Source organism: Roseibium sp., from assembly GCF_048261595.1.
GTDB lineage: Bacteria > Pseudomonadota > Alphaproteobacteria > Rhizobiales > Stappiaceae > Roseibium.
In genome coordinates this window covers 180,798-198,427 of the sequence record NZ_JBLXFW010000002.1, presented here as the reverse complement: position 1 = coordinate 198,427, position 17,630 = coordinate 180,798, and the positions used below count along the sequence as shown (strand labels likewise).

Here is a 17,630-nt window from a genome sequence, read left to right as displayed (position 1 = left end):
GAAAATTTTCATGCCGTGATCCCCCGAGGGCGGGCTCTGCGGTGGATGTTCAATCTCTTGCCGGCTGTGGGGCTACGGGGTGGAGTACTTGATCAGGGTCAGGCCGCTTTCGCCCCAGCCGAACGCGTGTGTTCGGTAGTCTTCTGCAAAGCCGTCCGGAACTGCGTCAACTGCACGAGCCATTTCAGGTCGGCTGCTATGGGCAAGGAGAAGCCAGGCTTCGTCCTGTCCGCTGAAGACGCGTGCAATTTCCTCCGGGCGGTCCGTGGCAATGACCCTGGCATCATCGCGCACATAGTAGGCGATGGCGGGTCGTGCAAAAGCCTTGGTCAGGACGATTGGTGCGCTCTCAGAGCTTTCGCTGAGATATGCCGATGCCACGGTTCGCCACTCCGGTCTGATCTTGTCGGTCAGGGAGAATACAATCCGGTCCTGCGCCAGATAGATCGACAGCGCGCCGAGTGCGAGAGGGGCCAAGCGCGGGCCCACTCGCGTTGCCCCCCCGGCTGCAAGCACCAGAAAGGCGGACCAGGCAGCAATCAGGTAACGGTCGAAGAGGATCGGCTGGAGCGTTAGCGATACGGTATAGGCAAGAATGAAGGGACCTGCAGCAGCTGCAATCACAACAACCACTGCAGCGGCCTTGCTTGCGGGGGCAGGCGGGTCCTGCCGGAAGAGGGATGTTGCAAGACCGGCAAGAGCGGTCACCATCAGCAGCATGAACAGCCATTCGGATCCGGCCATGTCACGCACCATGACGATCAGGAAGTTCAGGTCGGGATAGGCGATCCAGAACCCGTTGGCAGTGACGTCGCGGGCGCGGCCGACAAGGACAATCAGCCAAGGCAGGAACAGGATCCCTGCAGCGACCAAAGCTCCGATCGTCAGCATCAAGGGCTTGCGGTTTTCCGGTCTGGCCGACACGCACATGATGACCAGGACAAGCCCAACCGAGGTAACCCCGAAGAGCGCATAGATGTGGGTGTATAGAAAGGCTGTTGTGGTGAGAACGACAGCTAGCAGCGACCTGCGCTTGCCCGTTCCAAGCGCGGCAACGATGGACAGCAGCATCGCAAGCCCGGCGAGGTCGAAAAGCGCATACATGCGTGCTTCGCTGGCGTACCAGAGGTGAAACGGCGACGTCGCCAGCAGAAATGCGGCGAGCAGTCCCGCCGTCGTTCCGAACAGCGTCCGTCCCAGCCTGTAGATCAGAAAGACTGCCAGGAGACTGGCTACGAGAGACGGAAAGCGCAGGACCGTCTCGCTGTCCCCGGCCACTTTCATGGTCAGCCAGAGGACGATGTTGTGCAGGGGCGGGTAGTTGTCGGCAGCAACGCTTGAGAGCAGATGCTGCAAACTGCCGTTGGACTGGGACCAGGATACGGCTTCATCGTACCAGAAGCTGGTGCGGCCAATTGCGGGCAGTCTGAACGCGGCCGCAAGCAAGAGAATGCCGCCGAGCAGCAGGTGTTGCGCACGCGTCGTTCGCGTCGCCGTTGTTCCATCCGTTTCGTGTGCCACTTGCTGCCTCCCACCGGTCCGCAAAGTGGCAGAGCCTTGCCCCCAATGGCAATCACATTTCAGGCATCGAAGCGACGATCGCGGCACCTAGAACGGTTAAGCGGTCGAAGCGCAGATGGTCAGCGAATCAGGAGCGGCATCTCCTGAACATCGGTCCAGGTCAACGCGCCATTGTCATCCTTGTGCAGTGTCGGAAAGTGGCCCGGGACGATGATGCGCCCGCGGCGCAGCACTTCCTGCAAGGAAGCCTTGCCGCGTTTTTTGGGGTCGATTTCCATGTCAGGGATGCCGGTCAGGGCTTCACGTGCGGTCTTAAGCGCGTCGGCAGCGAGAACCGTCGGTCCTCCATCGCTCGCCAGCTCCAGAGAGATATGTCCCGGGGAGTGCCCGGGCGTCGGGAAGGAGATTACGCCAGGAAGGATTTCGGTTTCCCCTTCAGTCAACGTGACGTCACGTTTCGCCAGAAGCTCCGGCATGTAGCGCGGCGTTGCGGGATCATCTTCGAAGGGATGCTCGATATAGTCGCGTTCGTCCCGGCTCAGGATGATCTTCGCCTTCGGAAACAGGTCCATGTTGAGGACATGATCGAAATGGGCATGCGAAAAGATCAGAAGGTCAATGTCCGAGGGCTTCAGTCCACGGCTTTGCAGGGCCTGGAGCAACAGCCGCCGGGTCGTGCCATGACCGCAGTCGAATAGGGCCCGGCGTTCGCCGCTTGTGATCAGCACGATTGAGGAAATGCCGAAGAAACCGCCCTCGAAGGCCAGGCTCGAGCCGGGGACCAGTATGTCGTAGCTTGGTGTCATGTGCGCGCGCTCCCGACTTGCTTGCCGATTTTACCTAGATTGTCCGTTAAATGACAATTTGTCGATAAATTGTTGATGTTTCTGAATTGTGAGTCTAGCGTAAGGCAGCTGTCTTTGTGAACGGAGAGTTCCTGATGGCGGAATGAGGACAAAGTCCCGCTTCCAAGAGGAGAATATCATGCTGCATTCACGTCGTATTTCGCTCGCGGGCGTCAGGCTCGTTGCCGCCGCTGCCATCGGTCTCGCCGGCATCGCCGCTGCTTCCGCCGAAACCAAGTGGGACATGCCGACCCCTTATGGCGACAGCAACTTCCACACCCAGAACATTGCAAAGTTTGCCGAGGAAGTCTCTTCCAAGACCGGTGGCTCCCTGAACATTCAGGTGCACTCTGCCGGCTCGCTGTTCAAGCATCCGGAAATCAAGAATGCTGTGCGCAAGGGCCTCGCCCCGATCGGCGAGTTGCTGATTTCTCGCCTGTCCAACGAAGATCCGGTTTTCGGCGTCGACAGCGTTCCGTTCATGGCGAACTCGTATGATCTTGCCTGGAAGCTCTACCAGGCGTCCAAGCCGGCTCTCGAAGAAAAGCTTGCTGCTCAGGGACTTCAGCTGCTCTACACCGTGCCGTGGCCGCCGCAGGGCATCTACGCCAAGAAGGACCTGAACACCATCGAGGACCTGAAGGGTTTGAAGTTCCGCGCCTACAACGCGTCGACCGAGCGCATGGCGCAGCTGGCGGGCGCCGTTCCGACCCAGGTCGAAGTACCGGATCTGCCGACTGCATTCTCCACCGGCCGTGTGGAAGCCATGATCACGTCGCCGTCCACCGGTGCAAACTCCAAGGCATGGGACTACCTGGACCACTACTATGACACCCAGGCCTGGCTGCCGAAGAACATGGTGATCGTCAACAAGTCGGCATTCGATGGTTTGAGCGACGCGGAAAAGACGGCGCTTCTTGAAGCTGCAACTGCCGCCGAAACTCGCGGTTGGGAAGCTTCCAAGACCGAGACTGCCGAGCAGACTCAGGTCCTGAAGGACAACGGCATTGCGGTTGCGGCTCCGTCCGAAGCGCTGCAGGCTTCCTTGAAGGAAATCGGCGCCACCATGGTGCAGGAGTGGAAGGAGAGCGCCGGGGCTGACGGTGCGGCCGTCGTCGAGGCTTTCTCCAAGTAAACTGGGACAAGGGGCCGGCTCGTATGAGCCGGCCCCATTCCGCTTCCCGATCGCCACACCGGCTCCGGAGTATGCCGATGCGCGCCTTTCTCGATGGCCTCTACAGGCTCTCGGGCGGCCTTGCCGCCATGTGTCTCGTTTCCATTGCTCTTCTGGTCGTTGCGCAGGTCAGCTGCCGGCTGATCGATGGCGCACGGAAACTGATGGGACTGGACCCTCTAGGTCTCCTTGTCCCTTCGCTTGCCGAAATCGCGGGCTTCCTGCTGGTTGGGGCTTCGTTCCTGGCGCTTGCCGCGACGCTGCGGATGGGCGATCACATCCGCGTTTCCATTCTTCTGCAGCATGTCTCGCCGCGTGTCGCCAAACTTCTCGAAGTCTGGTGTCTGGCGGTTGCATTCGTTCTGGCCTGTTATTTCGGCTGGCATGCGGGCTGGCTTGCCTATGACAGCCTTGTCTATGACGAGGTGTCTTTCGGCATGATCCCGATTCCTCTCTGGATACCGCAAAGCGTGATGACGACCGGCATCGTCATTTTCGCGATTTCGCTGGGTGATGACCTTCTGGGTGCGTTGCTCGGCAGGGCGCCGAGCTACACGGTCGCTGTGCGCGGCGACGCTATCGAGGGAGTTGAATAATGGATCTCTCGCTTGTCGCCTTCTGCCTTGGCCTGGGAATGCTTGCCGCACTTGCAACCGGTATCTGGGTCGCTGTCGCGCTGTTCGGTGTTGCACTTGGGGCCATGATGCTGCTGGTATCTGCGCCGACCGGACCGGTGCTTGCGACCACGGTCTGGGGTGCCGCCAATTCCTGGGACCTGACTGCGCTGCCCATGTTCATCTGGATGGGCGAAATCCTGTTCAGGTCCCGCCTGTCGGAAGACATGTTCGCGGGTCTGTCACCGTGGATGCGAAATCTTCCCGGACGCCTGTTGCACGTCAACATCCTCGGCTGCGGTATTTTCGCGGCGGTATCCGGTTCGTCCGCGGCCACAACCGCGACCATCGGCAAGATGTCGTTGCCGGAGCTGAAGCGGCGTGGATACGACGAGGTCCTGGCCATCGGAACGCTGGCTGGGTCGGGGACGCTAGGGCTCCTGATCCCGCCTTCGATTATCCTGATCGTCTACGGCGCTGCGACGGAGCAGTCGATCGCACGCCTGTTCGTTGCCGGTGTTCTGCCAGGCGCGATGCTCTGCGTGCTTTTCATGGGTTATGTGGCCATCTGGTCGATGCTCAATGCCTCGAAGATGCCGGAGAAGGAAGAGCAGGTTCCGTTCCTTGAGCGTCTTATGGCAACCCGTCGCCTGTTCCCGGTCGTCATGCTGATTGCCGGTGTGATCGGATCGATCTACGCCGGGCTGGCGGCTCCGACCGAGGCAGCCGCCATCGGGGTCGTCCTGTCCCTCGGCCTGTCCTGGATGTCGGGGACCCTGACGCGCAAGAGCTTCACGGACGCGCTTATGGGGGCGACGCGGACCTCGTGCATGATCGCCTTCATTCTTGGAGGGGCAGCCTTCCTGACCGTGGCCATGGGCTTCACGGGCATCCCGCGTGAACTTGCGGGCTGGATCGGCTCCTTCGGCTTGTCACCCATGCAGTTGCTTGCGGCACTGACGATCTTCTTCGTTGTTCTTGGATGCTTCCTCGATGGCATTTCGGTCGTTGTACTGACGACGTCCGTTATCCTGCCGATGGTGGAACAGGCAGGCCTGGATCTGATCTGGTTCGGGATCTACCTGGTTCTGGTCGTCGAGATGAGCCAGATCACTCCTCCTGTCGGGTTCAACCTCTTTGTTCTGCAAGGCATGACGGGGCACAACATCTTCAAGGTTGCGAGAATGGCGTTGCCGTTCTTCCTGCTGATGATCCTTGCCGTGATCCTGATTGTTCTTTTTCCCGGGCTAGCTCTCTGGTTGCCTGAAACCATGTTATCCGGCTAGGAGAGGGCAACGGACAGGCCCCAGCACGGCCAAGAACAATGGAAAGGGCGGACTTATGAGCGACAAAGTCGAGGAAACGCGGCGCACTATCGGGCCAGTGGTCTCGGCAGCTCATCTCGCTTCGGGGGCCATGCCCGCCCTTTCCGAAATCGAATTCGCCGTCACCATGATGGTAAATGCCTATCACCGCTGGATGGTGCGCTGCATGGCGGCCAGCGGAAGCGAGGGGCTCAGTGCGCTTGACACTCTGGTGCTCCATTCGGTCAACCATCGCGGAAGGGCAAAAACCCTCGCCGATATCTGCCTTGTTCTCAATATCGAGGACACGCATACCGTCACCTACGCCCTGAAGAAGCTGGAGAAGGCCGGATTGATCTCGTCCGGACGGCGCGGCAAAGAGAAGACGGCCGAGATCACCAAGGCAGGCGAGACGGCCTGTCTGGAATACCGGCGACTGCGCGAAGCGCTTCTTGTCGAGCCGATGAAGGCGTTGGGACTCGACGAAAACGAGTTGTCCAAGCTGGCGGCAACGCTTCGTCTCGTCTCGGGCAATTACGATCAGGCTGCGCGCGCTGCCGCTGCCATGTAGGCGCTCGAAACGACAGCCGCCGAGACGTTTTCATTTCCCTGCATTTTTCATGCGACGACATGTGCGCCAGATCGCTGCTTGAATATTACAAATATTCTTGTAATGTCGAAGTATGAATGATGATCAGGCCGTATCTGCTCTGTCCGCCCTTGCCCAGGAAGACCGTCTTGCAGCGTTTCGCCTTCTGGTAAAGGCAGGACCTGAGGGGCTGGCTTCCGGTGAAATGGCTGAACGTCTGGGCATCGCGCCGACACGCATGTCGTTTCACCTCGCTGCCCTGGAACGGGCGGGGCTGACGGCAGCGCGGCGCGAGGGGCGGCGGATCATCTATTCCGTTTCGTTTTCCCGAATGCGCAGCTTGCTCGCATTTCTTTCCGAAGACTGCTGCGCGGGTCATCCGGAGATCTGCGGCGTTTCCGAATTGACGTCGAAAAGGACGACTGAGCCAATGACAACGACCATCTACCACAATCCGAATTGCGGCACGTCGCGCAATACGCTTGCCATGCTTCGCGAGGCCGGCGAAGAGCCGACGGTGATCGAGTATCTGAAGACGCCGTATACCCGTCCCGATTTGGTGGATCTCATCGGCCGGATGGATATTGCGGTTCGGGATCTGCTTCGTCAGAAGGGGACGCCCTATGATGAGCTTGGCCTGGGTGATGACAAATGGAGCGACGACGAGCTGATCGACTTCATGGTCGCGCATCCGATCCTGGTCAACCGGCCGATTGTCGTGACCGAGCGTGGTGCCGCTCTGTGCAGGCCTTCCGAAAAGGTATTGGAGCTGATGCCGGAAGGGGCAATCAAGAGCTTCGTCAAGGAGGACGGGGAGATCGTGACGGGGGCGGTTTCCGAATGACCATTGAAACCGGTGACGCGCCGAAGTTTCCGGCGCTTCGGGAAGATCTGTTGCATCCTGTCGATTGTGATCGTCTCTTTGCCCCGGACGATGCCGGACACCCGCCACGAATCCTTTTGCTCTATGGCTCGCTGCGTGAGCGATCCTACAGCCGCTTCCTGACCCAGGAGGCTGCACGGCTTCTCGAATGGTTCGGAGCAGAGACGAAGATTTTCGATCCTTCGGGGCTGCCGTTGCCGGACGATACCGGGCCGGAGCATCCGAAGGTCCAGGAACTGCGTGACCTGTGCGCCTGGTCGGAAGCGCAGGTCTGGTGCTCGCCCGAGCGCCATGGCGCAATGACGGGCATCATGAAGGCCCAAATCGACTGGATACCGCTGAGCCTCGGTGCAGTGCGTCCCACACAGGGAAAGGCACTTGCCCTGATGCAGGTCTCAGGCGGCTCGCAGTCTTTCAATGCCGTCAACCAGATGCGCATTCTGGGCCGTTGGATGCGCATGGTGACGATCCCCAACCAGTCATCTGTTCCAAAGGCGTTTCTGGAGTTCGATGATGACGGGCGGATGAAGCCGTCCGCTCTTTACGACCGTGTCGTTGACGTCATGGAAGAACTGGTGAAGTTCACGCTGCTGATCCGGGGGCGTTCCGATTACCTCGTCGACCGTTATTCGGAGCGCAAGGAAAGTGCTGCCGAACTGTCTAAGCGAGTCAATCAAAAGGCGATCTGAAGGTCTTCGGACCTCATGGGCCGCACTCAGGCGCTTGCCGGTGTGGCCCGTTCGTCGTTGGCTGCCGGTTCATGGCTGAGTAGTGCCTCGTCCAGCGCATCCTCGTCCGGCGTACTCTCATCGATTTGGGTCTCATCCGGATCCGGCTTTGAGGCGGTTTCAGCCTTGGGCGGGGCAGGTACGGCGACCGATTTCGTCGAATGAGCGGCGATGGAATCCGGACGGCCGAAAAGGTAGCCTTGCACCAGATTGCAGCCGGCGGCCCGAAGCAGTGTAACCTGTGCCTGGTTTTCAACGCCTTCAGCGGTGATCAAAACGTTCAATGAACGACCGAGGCCGATGATCGAGGCAACAACCGCGTCGGTATTTGTGTCACGACCGAGCTTCTTGATGAAAGACCGGTCGATCTTGATCTTGTCGAAGGGAAACCGGCTCAGGTAGCTGAGAGATGAATAGCCGGTGCCGAAGTCATCCATCGCGATCGAGACGCCCATGGCGCGAATTGCGTTGAGGGTCTCGATGACCGCTTCGGTGTTGGCGATCAGAAGGCTTTCGGTAATTTCGATCTCAAGACGTTCCGGAGCAAGGCCGCTTTGTTGCAGCGCCTGGGCAACCTTCGCTTCCGTCCGGCCGGGCTTGAACTGTGCTGCCGACACGTTCACGGCGACCCGCAGTGATGTATCTTCCCAGCTTGCCGCCTCTTTGCAGGCATGGAAGAGCACCCAGTCTCCGATCGCCTCGATCAGACCGCTGTCTTCCGCCACTGGAATGAAAATTTCCGGTGAGATGGTTCCCTTTGACGGGTGCTCCCAGCGGATCAGGGCCTCATAGCCCTTCAGCTTGTTGTCCAGTAGCGAATATTGCGGTTGGTAGAGAACGTCGAATTGATCGAGCCGCAAGGCTTTTTCCAGCCCTTGCTCGATCTCCTTGCGCTTTTGCGCATCTGCGTCCATCTCGGCGGTGTACCAGGCGAAGGTCGATCGACCTGAGTGCTTTGCTCTGTAGAGCGCCAGATCGGCGCAGTGAAGCAAGCGTGAGGCCCGCCAGCTGCCGTCGCTCGCTCTCGCGATGCCGATCGACAGCGAAATCGACAGCTCGGTGCCGTCGACCTTGCAAGGGGCCTTCGTCGCAGAGATCATGTCGGAGGCAAGTCTCGTCAGGCGGGCCACATCCGAAACAGAAGTGATCATGACGGCGAATTCGTCGCCTGACAGGCGTGCCACGAGGTGATTGCCGAAGACGGAGCGCAGGCGGTCGGCGATTATCTGGAGGAATAAGTCTCCTGTGCCGTGGCCATAGGTGTCGTTGATGTCCTTGAATTTGTCGACGTCGATCAGCATCACCGCCATGTTGCTGGCCTTTGCATGGGCCAGCCTTACGGCTTCGTTCAGCTTTGCGCTGAAGACAGCGCGGTTGGGTAGACCGGTCAGCGGGTCGTGGTGGGCCAGATATTCGATGTCGCGATTGGTCTTCACCTGCTGGTGGAAACGCATCCACAAAAGGAACGCCGCCAGCAGGAAGGAAGCGATACACAAGCCGGCCACGAGGAGGCTTGCGATACCGGTGATCATCGCAAGGCTCGCGATCTGGGCGGAGTGATCGGCGACCACGACTAACGCGCCCTCGGCATCTCCGGCGTGGAAATACGGTATGACGACGAATGACCGTTTGTCGTTCAGACCCCACCAATCAGCTGCGAGCAGCGTGTACGGTCCGGACGCGTTCGGTAGCTCCGCGAGCGTATTGCGGAGAAGACCCGGAGGCATGGACAGCTTGCTTGCAAAACTTGAAAGCGCTGTTTCAGAACCGTCGCTGACCACAAGATCGCTTTTTCCCGCCACATAGACTGCCAGAATCCGTGACGGTGCCAGGATGCCGCCAAGCGCGGAGCTCAAAGAAGGGGAGGGCTCCCGGGAAGTGGAGATGCTAGCCGGGGATGCACCGGCTTTTGTTCCAAGCCGCATTGATGACAGGAGTGCCTCATTCGCGGTTCTGTTCCGCTCGGACACCAGCTCGCTTATTTCTTTTGCAGTGTCGGTCGTCGTCAGAGTTACTGTTACCTTGGCGACCACCTGATCGACACTGTTGGACAGGAGCCTGTTGTTCAGAAACTGGTTGGCTGTGAACACACTGATCCCAAGCGCAAAAACCAGCGAGGCTGTGCTTAGGAAAAGCACGATATTCCTGCGGTCAGACGAGGGTTTCATTCGTTCAGCGGCTCTGTAAAAAATACCAATTGAAGCCAGACTACCGTTCATTCGTTTAACCAACGTGAATCGGCGTCGCCGAAGTCGGCGCAATCCCGGCTCTTTTTCGGGTTCACAGGTAGCTTTGGTTATTTTCTCGCTGGTTCTTTCCAGACAGGGTGTCGCCCGCTAAGACTGTCCATTCATTGGAGACGAAACCGCGACCTCCCCTCCAAGGCAAGTGTCGTCGAAAATCCCAGGAGCCGCTTGTGAGCGTTTGGAGCAATCTGGCCAGTATCGTTGCTGCGATAGGCTCCGGCGGTGCGCAGATGGTCGACAGGCTGGTACAGCTGGTTCTCTCAAGACCCGAGGGAACGAATACGGTCGGCTTTACAGTCGCGATGATTGCGTTGTCGGCGAAGATGGCGAAGGCCGATGGTGTCGTCACGGCTGATGAGGTGCTCGCCTTTCAGGAGTTGTTCGATATCCCTGTGGGTGAGGAGCGCAATGTCGCGCGGCTCTTCAACCTTGCCCAGGAGGACGTCGCCGGTTTCGAGGTTTATGCCAAGAAACTCGCTGACCTTTTTCCCTACGACCGGATTACCTTGGTCGATATCCTTGATGGCTTGTTTCACATTGCGAAAGCTGACGGTGTCGTCCACGACAGCGAGATCGGGTATCTTTCGCGAGTCGCCGAGGTTTTCGGTTTGAGCGAGGCGGAGTTCCAGCGGATTATGGCCCGCCATGTTCGCGAAAACGGAAATCCCTATGCGGTGATCGGACTTGGGCCAGAGGCGAGTGACGAGGACCTGAAGGCGCGTTATCGGCGCGAGGTGCAGGAAACGCATCCCGATCGTCTGATCGCGCGTGGGGTTCCAGAAGAGTTCGTCCGGATTGCCAACGACAGACTGGCAGCTCTTAATGCTGCATGGGCGCAAATTCGCATGGAAAGAGGCATATGAGCGTAGCCACCGACACGAGCGTCAAGGCCAAGGTTCATCCATCCCCCAACCACAACGACAGGGCGCTGGGCGCTCCGATCGACATGCTGGTGCTGCATTACACCGGCATGAAGAGCGCGGAAGAGGCACTGCAACGGCTATGCGACCCGCGTACGGAAGTGTCCGCCCACTACTTCGTCTATGAGGACGGCCGTATCCTTCAATGCGTACCCGAAGCCCGTCGTGCCTGGCATGCAGGGAAGAGTTTCTGGAAGGGCGAGACGGATGTGAACTCGCGTTCCATTGGGATCGAAATCGTCAATCCTGGACATGAATGGGGCTACACCGATTTTCCGGAAGCGCAGATTGCGGCTGTTGCCGAGCTTTGTGCAGACATTTGCCGCAGACATTCCATCCATCCGTGGATGGTCCTTGCGCATTCAGATATTGCACCTGAGCGCAAAGAAGATCCCGGTGAGAAGTTCCCGTGGGCCACGCTGGCCAAGGCCGGCGTCGGACACTACGTCGATCCTGTTCCGGTGACGACCGGTCTGTTCATGCAGGAAGGTGAAAGCGGTCAGCCGGTGGAGGCCGTACAGTCCATGCTCGCGATATACGGGTATGACGTGGATATCACCGGCCATTTCGATACGCGCACGCGTTACGCGGTCACGGCTTTCCAACGCCATTTCAGGCCTGAAAAGGTCGACGGGATCGTCGATCAGTCGACCATAGAAACGCTGCACGCCTTGCTCGCCCGGCTGCCCCGCCTTTAAGACACTGAAAACGCGGTCGCGACCAAGTTCCATATCGATCATGAACCTCGCATGGTCTGCGACGTGTCATCGAATGAGGTGTATGTTCGGTTCTCTTTCGCACAAGTTGCTGCGGTGCGGGACAGGAAAAGTGCTGACAGATCTAGATGTTGTCAGGCGTTTGCCGCATTGCAGCGCATCATGAACATATTTCCGCCAAATTGTGCGGCCGTTGCCAAGTTGCCGGCTCATAGACAGGGCAATTCTTGAAATAAATTGTAATATTTCGTGAATGAAGGGGACTGATTTTCGTCCCATAGCGAGGGCAAACCTCGCCCTGCAACGAACCTAACACATCACCAAGAAGAATAAGGGCTCGACTGAATGTTGAAGTCTCCCCGACATCTCGCACGCACGATCTGCCTCATCGGTCTGTCTCTGGGCGCAATGGCCCCGGCACTTGCCGCTACCACCGGGTCAGAGATCATTCGTCCCCAGCCTGCCGCCAAGGATGAGAGCGCTTCGTTCGGCTCTACCGAAGCAAATTTCAACCAGGGCAGCAACGGCGATATCATTCGCTCCGTGAACGCAGGATCGACGAAGTCCGGTGCGCCGGAAGCTGAAGAGAGCACTCGCAAGAATGCTTCGGTCAGGAAAACGAAAACACGCGCCGCTGGTTCCATCAAGGTTTCAAAAAAATCATCGAAGAGCCGCAGCTCCTACAGTTCCTTGATCAAGGAAGCGGCTCGCAAGCATGGCGTCCCACTCAATATCGCTCATGCGGTCGTCCAGGTTGAAAGCAATTTCAACCCCGGAGCCCGCGGCAGTGCGGGTGAGGTTGGTCTCATGCAGATCAAGCCGGCCACTGCCCGCGGCCTCGGCTATCGTGGTTCAGTCAAGGGGCTCTATGACCCGCAGACCAACCTTGAATGGGGTATGCGTTACCTTGCGGGCGCGCACAAGCGTGCCTCCGGCGACGTTTGCGGCACGATCCTGCGATACAACGCCGGCCATTATGCAAAGCGCATGAACCCGGTCAGCCGCCGCTATTGCCAGAAGGTCAAGCAGATCCTGGCATCGAGCTGATCAGCTTCAGACGGGCGATGCCTGTTTCCAAAGGGGCGCCATGTGCGCCCCTTTTTGCGTCTCCATCCGCACATGAGCTTTTGTTCAGCCGAATTTCTGCTTGGCGCTTCGGACCGAACTCGGAACCGCAGTACCCGCTCGCATGTCGCTCGCCGGGAACGGTTCCCCGAGACCGTTGGCAAGGGGTATGACGCCGGCCCAAATGTCCAGATCCAGATCTTCCTTGTCATCTATCGGCTGGCCATTGCGCACTTTCGTGGCCACATGTTCGATCTCAAGCGCAAGGATGCCGGTTGCCTTGAGTTCCTTTTCAAGCATCGGCCGGCTCTCGGCCCAACGGCCAGGCAGCATGTGATCGGTGATCAGTGCCATGGCCTTTTCCTTCTCGTCTACGTCCAGGATCTTGCGTGCCGTCCCATGAACGATGGCACAGCGATAATTCATCGACAGGTGGAATGCAGCACGTGCCACGACCAGGCCATCGAGGAGTGTGACGGTCATGGTCACCGGGGCACCGGTTTCCTGCGCCTTGATAATCCGCGTGGTGCTGGCGCCGTGGATGTAGAGCGTGTGACCTTCGCGGCCGTAGACCATTGGCATCACCATCGGCCTGTTATCGGAAATGAAGCCGATGTGTCCGATGAGCGCCCTGTCCAGGATCTGGAAGGCGAGGTCTTCGTCGTAGCTGCCGCGGTTCATCTGGCGAATCCGGGCATATGCGGGAAGGTCGGGCTGGATGGATGTGTCGTGTTTCATCTGCTTTGTCTGCTTCTCAGGTGACTTGCCGGAGACCTGATTGCGGCATAAACTGGATCTGTTGAAGATCCGGATTTTTAAAAATGAAGGTACCAGAATTGCCGGAAGGCGTTTTGACTCTGGATCGATCTCTTGCGCTCCCTCTGAGTCAGCAGCTCTACAGAGCTGTGCGAGGGGCGGTCAGCCGTGGTGCTCTCAAGCCTGGAACGCGCCTGCCGTCATCGCGGGAGATCGCACGGCGGCTCGGCGTATCGCGCAACACCGTGAATGCTGCTCTGGAACTTTTGCAGGCCGAGACGATCATCACCGTTGCGCCGGGCTCCGCCCCGGTTGTCGCGCAGGGGGCGGTTCTTGAGGGAGCCGCGATAGGCGATCAGTCCAAGTTGGGCACTGCGCGGTTGTCCGAACGGGGAAAGCGGCAGGCAGAGAACCTCCGGGGCGATAGCTGGGCGTTCCGCCACGGGGCTCTGCAGCCAGGAGCACCCGCGCTGGATGTGTTTCCGCACGACCTTTGGGGACGGGCGCTTCGTCGTGCGGCTCGCAAGGCCTCGAATGCGTCTCTCCTTTATGAAAACGCCATGGGCCATCCTGCCTTGACCTCCGTTCTGGCGGAGTACCTGTCGGCTCAACGCGGGGTCAGGGTCGAGCCGGACCAGATCCTGATCACGGGCTCCATGCAGGGCATTCTGTCCGGCCTCTCCGAGGCGCTGGCCGATCCGGGTGACTGGGCATGGCTGGAGGATCCTGGTTACCTTGGCGCACGCACGGCGTTTCATGGTGCCGGGTTGCGGATGAAGGGAATTCCTGTCGACGACCAAGGCGCGGCGATTGAAGCGATGCAGGGTTGCGGGCCGGCGCCAAAACTCATCTACGTCACGCCATCACACCAATATCCTTTCGGAACGCGAATGCCCCTGGCTCGCCGGTTGGCATTGATCGAAGCTGCCCGGTCAATGGGCGGAGTGATCCTGGAAGACGACTATGACAGCGAGTTCCTGTTCGAGGGACGTCCGGTGTCCGCCCTGCAGGGACTAGCCGGAGATGGCGAGGTGATCTACATGGGCACCTTTTCCAAGAGCTTGCTGCCGGGCTTGCGAGTGTCCTACTGCGTCGTGCCGCATCCGCTTGTCGATGACCTCGGTCGTGCCCTGCGGCAAGGCGGGCGGGTGGCGAATGTCCATACCCAGATTGCTCTGGCGGACTTCATCGAAAGTGGAGAATACAGGGCACATCTGAAGCGGATCCGCAGCCTGTACGAGGAGCGTGGGCATGCCCTGGTCGACGGACTGCGCCGTCAACTGGGCAATCTGATCGACGTGGAGATCCCGACCGGCAATGTTCAGGTGGCGTTGAAATTTCGGGTGGCTGTTGACGATGAGGCACTGGCACGTCAGCTGCAGGCGCGTGGTTTTTCGGTGTCGCCTCTCAGCCCGTGCTTCCTGGATGCTCCGGCGCAATCCGGTCTCATCGTTGGGTTTGCCGCTGCAACGGCCGATCAGATTGCCGACTTTACCCGATTGCTGAGCGACTTGCTTGACCTTGGCAGCGATCCCACATAAGGCACGCATGCCAGTCGGCCGGACAGCCGCTGCCGCAAGTGCCGAAAGGCCGCGGGGGAGGAAAGTCCGGGCTCCACGGAAACACGGTGCCGGGTAACGCCCGGCGGGGGAAACCCCAGGGAAAGTGCCACAGAAAGCAAACCGCCCCGGATTTCAGGCCTCGGCTTGGTCGCGGGGTAAGGGTGAAAGGGTGGGGTAAGAGCCCACCGCGCGGACGGCAACGGACGCGGCACGGTAAACCCCACCGGGAGCAAAACCGAATAGGGGTGGCGCGGGCAGTGGTTTCGACCGCTTGTCCAGGCCTGTTTCCAGGCCAGTCACCCGGGTAGGTTGCGAGAGGCGTCCGGCAACGGGCGTCCCAGATGAATGGCTGTCACGTCCGTGGCGACACGGGCCGTACAGAACCCGGCTTATAGGCCGACTGGCATTTTATTCATCCTTCTTGTTTTAGCTCGAACGCCCTGCGCGCATGGCGGTTCATCCGGTCGGCGTTCACCGACATATCCTGCCCCAGGGCCATCCTCTGTCCACAGTTTTGCAAGGACTGACAAGGGCCTGCCTCTAGTCCCAATGGTGCTTTCGACAGGGTCTTGCGACTCCGATTCTTCTTTTGTGTCAAGCCTTCGTTAACCATGCGCATGTCATAACTGCCGTATGGGCATGGATGGGCGTTCCAGGTCGCCGAAAACCGGCAGATTCCATTGACCGCCCATAAAATCCCATGTTATCCCATAAATGCCCATGACGGGTTTGCTTTGCGCCGCTTTGCCCTCGGCATTGCCACAGCGCTTCGCGTCGTCGTCAAACGGGCTAATGGGGCTTTAGTCAGGCACTGCCTGAGCACGAGGGGTTTGATGGCCGGCTTTGTTTCGCATTTCACTAACCGGCTGGATGCCAAGGGTCGCGTGTCGATCCCGGCGCCCTTTCGGCAAGTGCTTGCGAAAGACGGTTTCGAGGGGCTCTACTGCATCGCCTCGCCGCATTGCGCGGCAATTGATTGCGGCGGCAATGCGCTTCTTGGCGAAATCCAGACCCGTCTCGATGCCTTCGCAAAACTATCGCCCGACCATGATGCGCTTGCTATGGCGCTGTTTGGTGCCAGCGAGACGCCGAAGATCGACGGCGATGGCCGGATGATGATCTCCGACATGATCCGCGAGCACACCGGCCTCACTGATCAGGTCACCTTCGCCGGCCTCGGCTACAAGTTTCAGATCTGGAAGCCGGAAAAGTTCCGCGAGCACCGCGCAGAGGCCGCAAAGCGGGCGCTCGCAATGCTGTCGGGGCAGGTAGCCTCGACCACCCTGCCAGGAGGATCGGCATGACGGCGCGCAGCGAACAGAGCATCGCTCCGGACGCTGGCGGACCAGTGCGCCACGTGCCTGTCCTCCTGGGGCCGGTCCTGGATTATCTGGCTCCGAAGCCGGGCGAAATCATCATTGACGGAACGTTTGGCGCGGGCGGCTACAGCCGTGCTTTCCTGGAACGTGGAGCCTCTGTCATCGGCATCGACCGGGATCCTGATGCGATTGCCGGAGGTCAGGGACTGGTCAGTGAATTCGAAGGTCGCCTGACGCTCGTGCCGGGGCAGTTTGCTGATCTGGAGCATCACGCACGCAACCTCGGCCATGACGGTGTCGACGGAGTGGTTCTGGATCTTGGCGTTTCCTCCATGCAGCTTGACCAGGCCGAGCGGGGGTTCTCGTTCATGCGCGACGGGCCGCTCGACATGCGGATGGAGCAGTCCGGGCCGTCGGCCGCGGATGTCGTGAATGAGCTGCCGGTCCGCGACCTGATCCGCATCATCGGTCTTCTGGGTGAAGAAAAGCGTGCGACCAGCGTGGCCCATGCCATCGATGCGGCGCGCAAGGAAAAACCGTTCACGCGGACGATCGAACTGTCCTCGCTGATCGAGAAGGTTCTCGGCCGGAATCCGAAGAAGGCGCAGATTCACCCGGCGACGCGAACGTTCCAGGCGCTCCGGATCTACGTCAACGGCGAGCTTCATCAGGCCGCGCGGGCGCTTGGCGCTGCCGAGCGGATCCTGAAGCCGGGCGGCCGGCTTGTCCTGGTCAGCTTTCATTCGCTGGAAGACCGGATCGTCAAGAAGTTCTTTCAGGAGCGCACTAAGACGCGCGGCGGCGGTTCGCGCCACATGCCTGAGGAAGATGTGCCGCCGGCAACCTTCGAGCTTCTGTCGCGCAAGGCCGTCGATCCGACACCGGAAGAGGCAGAGGCCAATCCGCGTGCGCGTTCGGCCAAGCTCAGGGCCGGTCGGCGGACGGATGCGCCCGCGCGTGATCTCGACATCCATACCATCGGCGTGCCGAGGCTCGCCGCTTTCCACGGGCTAGGGGGCTGATCCATGGTTCGTTACATCAACATCTTTTTTATACTTCTTGTCGTCGTCGGGGCGGCCGCCGTTTACGATATGAAACTGGCGGCGAAGAAATCGGCGTCCCATGTGGCTGATTTGCAGCGTGAGATCGAGGCGGAGCGCGAGGCGATCCGTCACCTCAAGGCCGAGTGGAGCCTGCTCAATCAGCCTGAGCGCCTCCAGGGTCTGGTCGATCGATACAATGAGTATCTGCAGCTTCAGCCCCTTGATGTTCATCAGATCGTTTCACCCGAAGAGTTGCCGGCGCGCCCCGTGATGATGGAGCCGATTGGCGGCAATGAGTCCCTCGGCGGTTATGCCGGGTCTTCCGCGGTGATCAGGTGAGGGCGG

17 protein-coding genes, 1 other RNA gene and 1 pseudogene are annotated in these 17,630 nt (G+C 59.6%); 15 read left to right on the top strand and 4 right to left on the bottom strand.

The genetic code is table 11. The features are described 5' to 3' along the window. Positions 1-72 precede the first annotated feature (72 nt). A complete protein-coding gene (locus tag ACN0SY_RS08260; protein WP_417686226.1) occupies positions 73-1,521 on the bottom strand; it encodes a glycosyltransferase family 39 protein in 1,449 nt (482 codons plus the stop codon). 119 nt (positions 1,522-1,640) lie between these two features. Continuing rightward, the gene (locus ACN0SY_RS08255) at positions 1,641-2,327 is read right to left on the bottom strand and encodes an MBL fold metallo-hydrolase (RefSeq protein WP_417686224.1); all 687 of its coding nucleotides are present in this window, start codon (positions 2,325-2,327) and stop codon (positions 1,641-1,643) included. A 178-nt stretch (positions 2,328-2,505) separates the two neighbouring features. On the opposite strand from ACN0SY_RS08255, the gene ACN0SY_RS08250 reads away from it, so the two are divergent. From ACN0SY_RS08250 to arsH, 7 genes and pseudogenes are all read left to right on the top strand, one after another. Next, entirely contained in the window at positions 2,506-3,501 is a 996-nt protein-coding gene (locus ACN0SY_RS08250) for a TRAP transporter substrate-binding protein (RefSeq protein ID WP_417686222.1), read from the top strand. A 77-nt stretch (positions 3,502-3,578) separates the two neighbouring features. Then, positions 3,579-4,136 carry a TRAP transporter small permease gene (locus tag ACN0SY_RS08245; protein WP_417686221.1) on the top strand — a complete coding sequence of 186 codons (558 nt, stop codon included), beginning with the start codon at positions 3,579-3,581 and terminating at the stop codon, positions 4,134-4,136. Then, the gene (locus ACN0SY_RS08240) at positions 4,136-5,440 is read left to right on the top strand and encodes a TRAP transporter large permease (protein ID WP_417686219.1); all 1,305 of its coding nucleotides are present in this window, start codon (positions 4,136-4,138) and stop codon (positions 5,438-5,440) included. Before ACN0SY_RS08245 ends, ACN0SY_RS08240 begins: the two co-directional genes overlap by 1 nt. A 55-nt stretch (positions 5,441-5,495) precedes the next feature. After that, positions 5,496-6,029, top strand: coding sequence for a winged helix DNA-binding protein (locus tag ACN0SY_RS08235; RefSeq protein ID WP_417686217.1), 534 nt, complete (start codon positions 5,496-5,498; stop codon positions 6,027-6,029). Between the two features lie 112 nt (positions 6,030-6,141). After that, positions 6,142-6,378, top strand: a pseudogene (locus ACN0SY_RS08230) (ArsR/SmtB family transcription factor); the annotation flags it as partial. 99 nt (positions 6,379-6,477) lie between these two features. Then, positions 6,478-6,891, top strand: coding sequence for an arsenate reductase (glutaredoxin) (gene arsC, locus ACN0SY_RS08225; protein ID WP_417687194.1), 414 nt, complete (start codon positions 6,478-6,480; stop codon positions 6,889-6,891). After that, positions 6,888-7,619: an arsenical resistance protein ArsH gene (gene arsH, locus ACN0SY_RS08220; RefSeq protein ID WP_417686215.1), complete on the top strand. Its 732-nt coding sequence runs from the start codon at positions 6,888-6,890 to the stop codon at positions 7,617-7,619. Before arsC ends, arsH begins: the two co-directional genes overlap by 4 nt. A 26-nt stretch (positions 7,620-7,645) precedes the next feature. Here arsH and ACN0SY_RS08215 read toward each other — a convergent pair whose 3' ends face one another. Then, positions 7,646-9,796, bottom strand: coding sequence for a putative bifunctional diguanylate cyclase/phosphodiesterase (locus tag ACN0SY_RS08215; RefSeq protein ID WP_417686213.1), 2,151 nt, complete (start codon positions 9,794-9,796; stop codon positions 7,646-7,648). 278 nt (positions 9,797-10,074) lie between these two features. Between ACN0SY_RS08215 and ACN0SY_RS08210 the strand changes: the two genes are divergently transcribed. The 3 genes from ACN0SY_RS08210 (at position 10,075) to ACN0SY_RS08200 (ending at position 12,587) form a co-directional block, all read left to right on the top strand. Further along, complete coding sequence (locus tag ACN0SY_RS08210; protein ID WP_417686211.1) at positions 10,075-10,767, top strand: TerB family tellurite resistance protein; 693 nt, start codon at positions 10,075-10,077, stop codon at positions 10,765-10,767. Continuing rightward, positions 10,764-11,522, top strand: coding sequence for an N-acetylmuramoyl-L-alanine amidase (locus tag ACN0SY_RS08205; protein WP_417686209.1), 759 nt, complete (start codon positions 10,764-10,766; stop codon positions 11,520-11,522). Before ACN0SY_RS08210 ends, ACN0SY_RS08205 begins: the two co-directional genes overlap by 4 nt. Positions 11,523-11,948: 426 nt before the next feature. Beyond that, complete coding sequence (locus ACN0SY_RS08200) at positions 11,949-12,587, top strand: lytic transglycosylase domain-containing protein (RefSeq protein ID WP_417687193.1); 639 nt, start codon at positions 11,949-11,951, stop codon at positions 12,585-12,587. Between the two features lie 84 nt (positions 12,588-12,671). Here the strand turns inward: ACN0SY_RS08200 and ACN0SY_RS08195 are convergent, their stop codons facing one another. Beyond that, a complete protein-coding gene (locus ACN0SY_RS08195) occupies positions 12,672-13,343 on the bottom strand; it encodes a pyridoxamine 5'-phosphate oxidase family protein (RefSeq protein WP_417686207.1) in 672 nt (223 codons plus the stop codon). Positions 13,344-13,426: 83 nt separating this feature from the next. On the opposite strand from ACN0SY_RS08195, the gene ACN0SY_RS08190 reads away from it, so the two are divergent. The 5 genes from ACN0SY_RS08190 to ftsL all read left to right on the top strand — a co-directional run bounded on the left by ACN0SY_RS08190 (position 13,427) and on the right by ftsL (position 17,624). Next, positions 13,427-14,902 (top strand): PLP-dependent aminotransferase family protein, encoded by a 1,476-nt coding sequence (locus ACN0SY_RS08190; protein WP_417686205.1) that lies wholly within the window; start codon positions 13,427-13,429, stop codon positions 14,900-14,902. Positions 14,903-14,912: 10 nt separating this feature from the next. Then, positions 14,913-15,331, top strand: an RNA gene (gene rnpB / locus ACN0SY_RS08185) — RNase P RNA component class A. Positions 15,332-15,756: 425 nt separating this feature from the next. Beyond that, the gene (locus ACN0SY_RS08180) at positions 15,757-16,227 is read left to right on the top strand and encodes a division/cell wall cluster transcriptional repressor MraZ (protein ID WP_417686203.1); all 471 of its coding nucleotides are present in this window, start codon (positions 15,757-15,759) and stop codon (positions 16,225-16,227) included. Further along, entirely contained in the window at positions 16,224-17,264 is a 1,041-nt protein-coding gene (gene rsmH / locus ACN0SY_RS08175) for a 16S rRNA (cytosine(1402)-N(4))-methyltransferase RsmH (protein WP_417686202.1), read from the top strand. The genes ACN0SY_RS08180 and rsmH overlap by 4 nt, the downstream gene beginning before the upstream one ends. Before the next feature lie 3 nt (positions 17,265-17,267). After that, positions 17,268-17,624, top strand: coding sequence for a cell division protein FtsL (gene ftsL, locus ACN0SY_RS08170; RefSeq protein ID WP_417686201.1), 357 nt, complete (start codon positions 17,268-17,270; stop codon positions 17,622-17,624). Positions 17,625-17,630: the final 6 nt, after the last annotated feature.

Excerpts from the sequence above, each read along its gene's own strand:
- ACN0SY_RS08255 (WP_417686224.1), bottom strand. The coding sequence starts at position 2,327 with ATGACACCAAGCTACGACATACTGGTCCCCGGCTCGAGCCTGGCCTTC.
- ACN0SY_RS08250 (WP_417686222.1), top strand. The coding sequence starts at position 2,506 with ATGCTGCATTCACGTCGTATTTCGCTCGCGGGCGTCAGGCTCGTTGCC.
- ACN0SY_RS08245 (WP_417686221.1), top strand. The coding sequence starts at position 3,579 with ATGCGCGCCTTTCTCGATGGCCTCTACAGGCTCTCGGGCGGCCTTGCC.
- ACN0SY_RS08240 (WP_417686219.1), top strand. The coding sequence starts at position 4,136 with ATGGATCTCTCGCTTGTCGCCTTCTGCCTTGGCCTGGGAATGCTTGCC.
- ACN0SY_RS08235 (WP_417686217.1), top strand. The coding sequence starts at position 5,496 with ATGAGCGACAAAGTCGAGGAAACGCGGCGCACTATCGGGCCAGTGGTC.
- arsC (WP_417687194.1), top strand. The coding sequence starts at position 6,478 with ATGACAACGACCATCTACCACAATCCGAATTGCGGCACGTCGCGCAAT.
- arsH (WP_417686215.1), top strand. The coding sequence starts at position 6,888 with ATGACCATTGAAACCGGTGACGCGCCGAAGTTTCCGGCGCTTCGGGAA.
- ACN0SY_RS08205 (WP_417686209.1), top strand. The coding sequence starts at position 10,764 with ATGAGCGTAGCCACCGACACGAGCGTCAAGGCCAAGGTTCATCCATCC.
- ACN0SY_RS08200 (WP_417687193.1), top strand. The coding sequence starts at position 11,949 with ATGGCCCCGGCACTTGCCGCTACCACCGGGTCAGAGATCATTCGTCCC.
- ACN0SY_RS08195 (WP_417686207.1), bottom strand. The coding sequence starts at position 13,343 with ATGAAACACGACACATCCATCCAGCCCGACCTTCCCGCATATGCCCGG.
- ACN0SY_RS08190 (WP_417686205.1), top strand. The coding sequence starts at position 13,427 with ATGAAGGTACCAGAATTGCCGGAAGGCGTTTTGACTCTGGATCGATCT.
- ACN0SY_RS08180 (WP_417686203.1), top strand. The coding sequence starts at position 15,757 with ATGGCCGGCTTTGTTTCGCATTTCACTAACCGGCTGGATGCCAAGGGT.
- rsmH (WP_417686202.1), top strand. The coding sequence starts at position 16,224 with ATGACGGCGCGCAGCGAACAGAGCATCGCTCCGGACGCTGGCGGACCA.
- ftsL (WP_417686201.1), top strand. The coding sequence starts at position 17,268 with ATGGTTCGTTACATCAACATCTTTTTTATACTTCTTGTCGTCGTCGGG.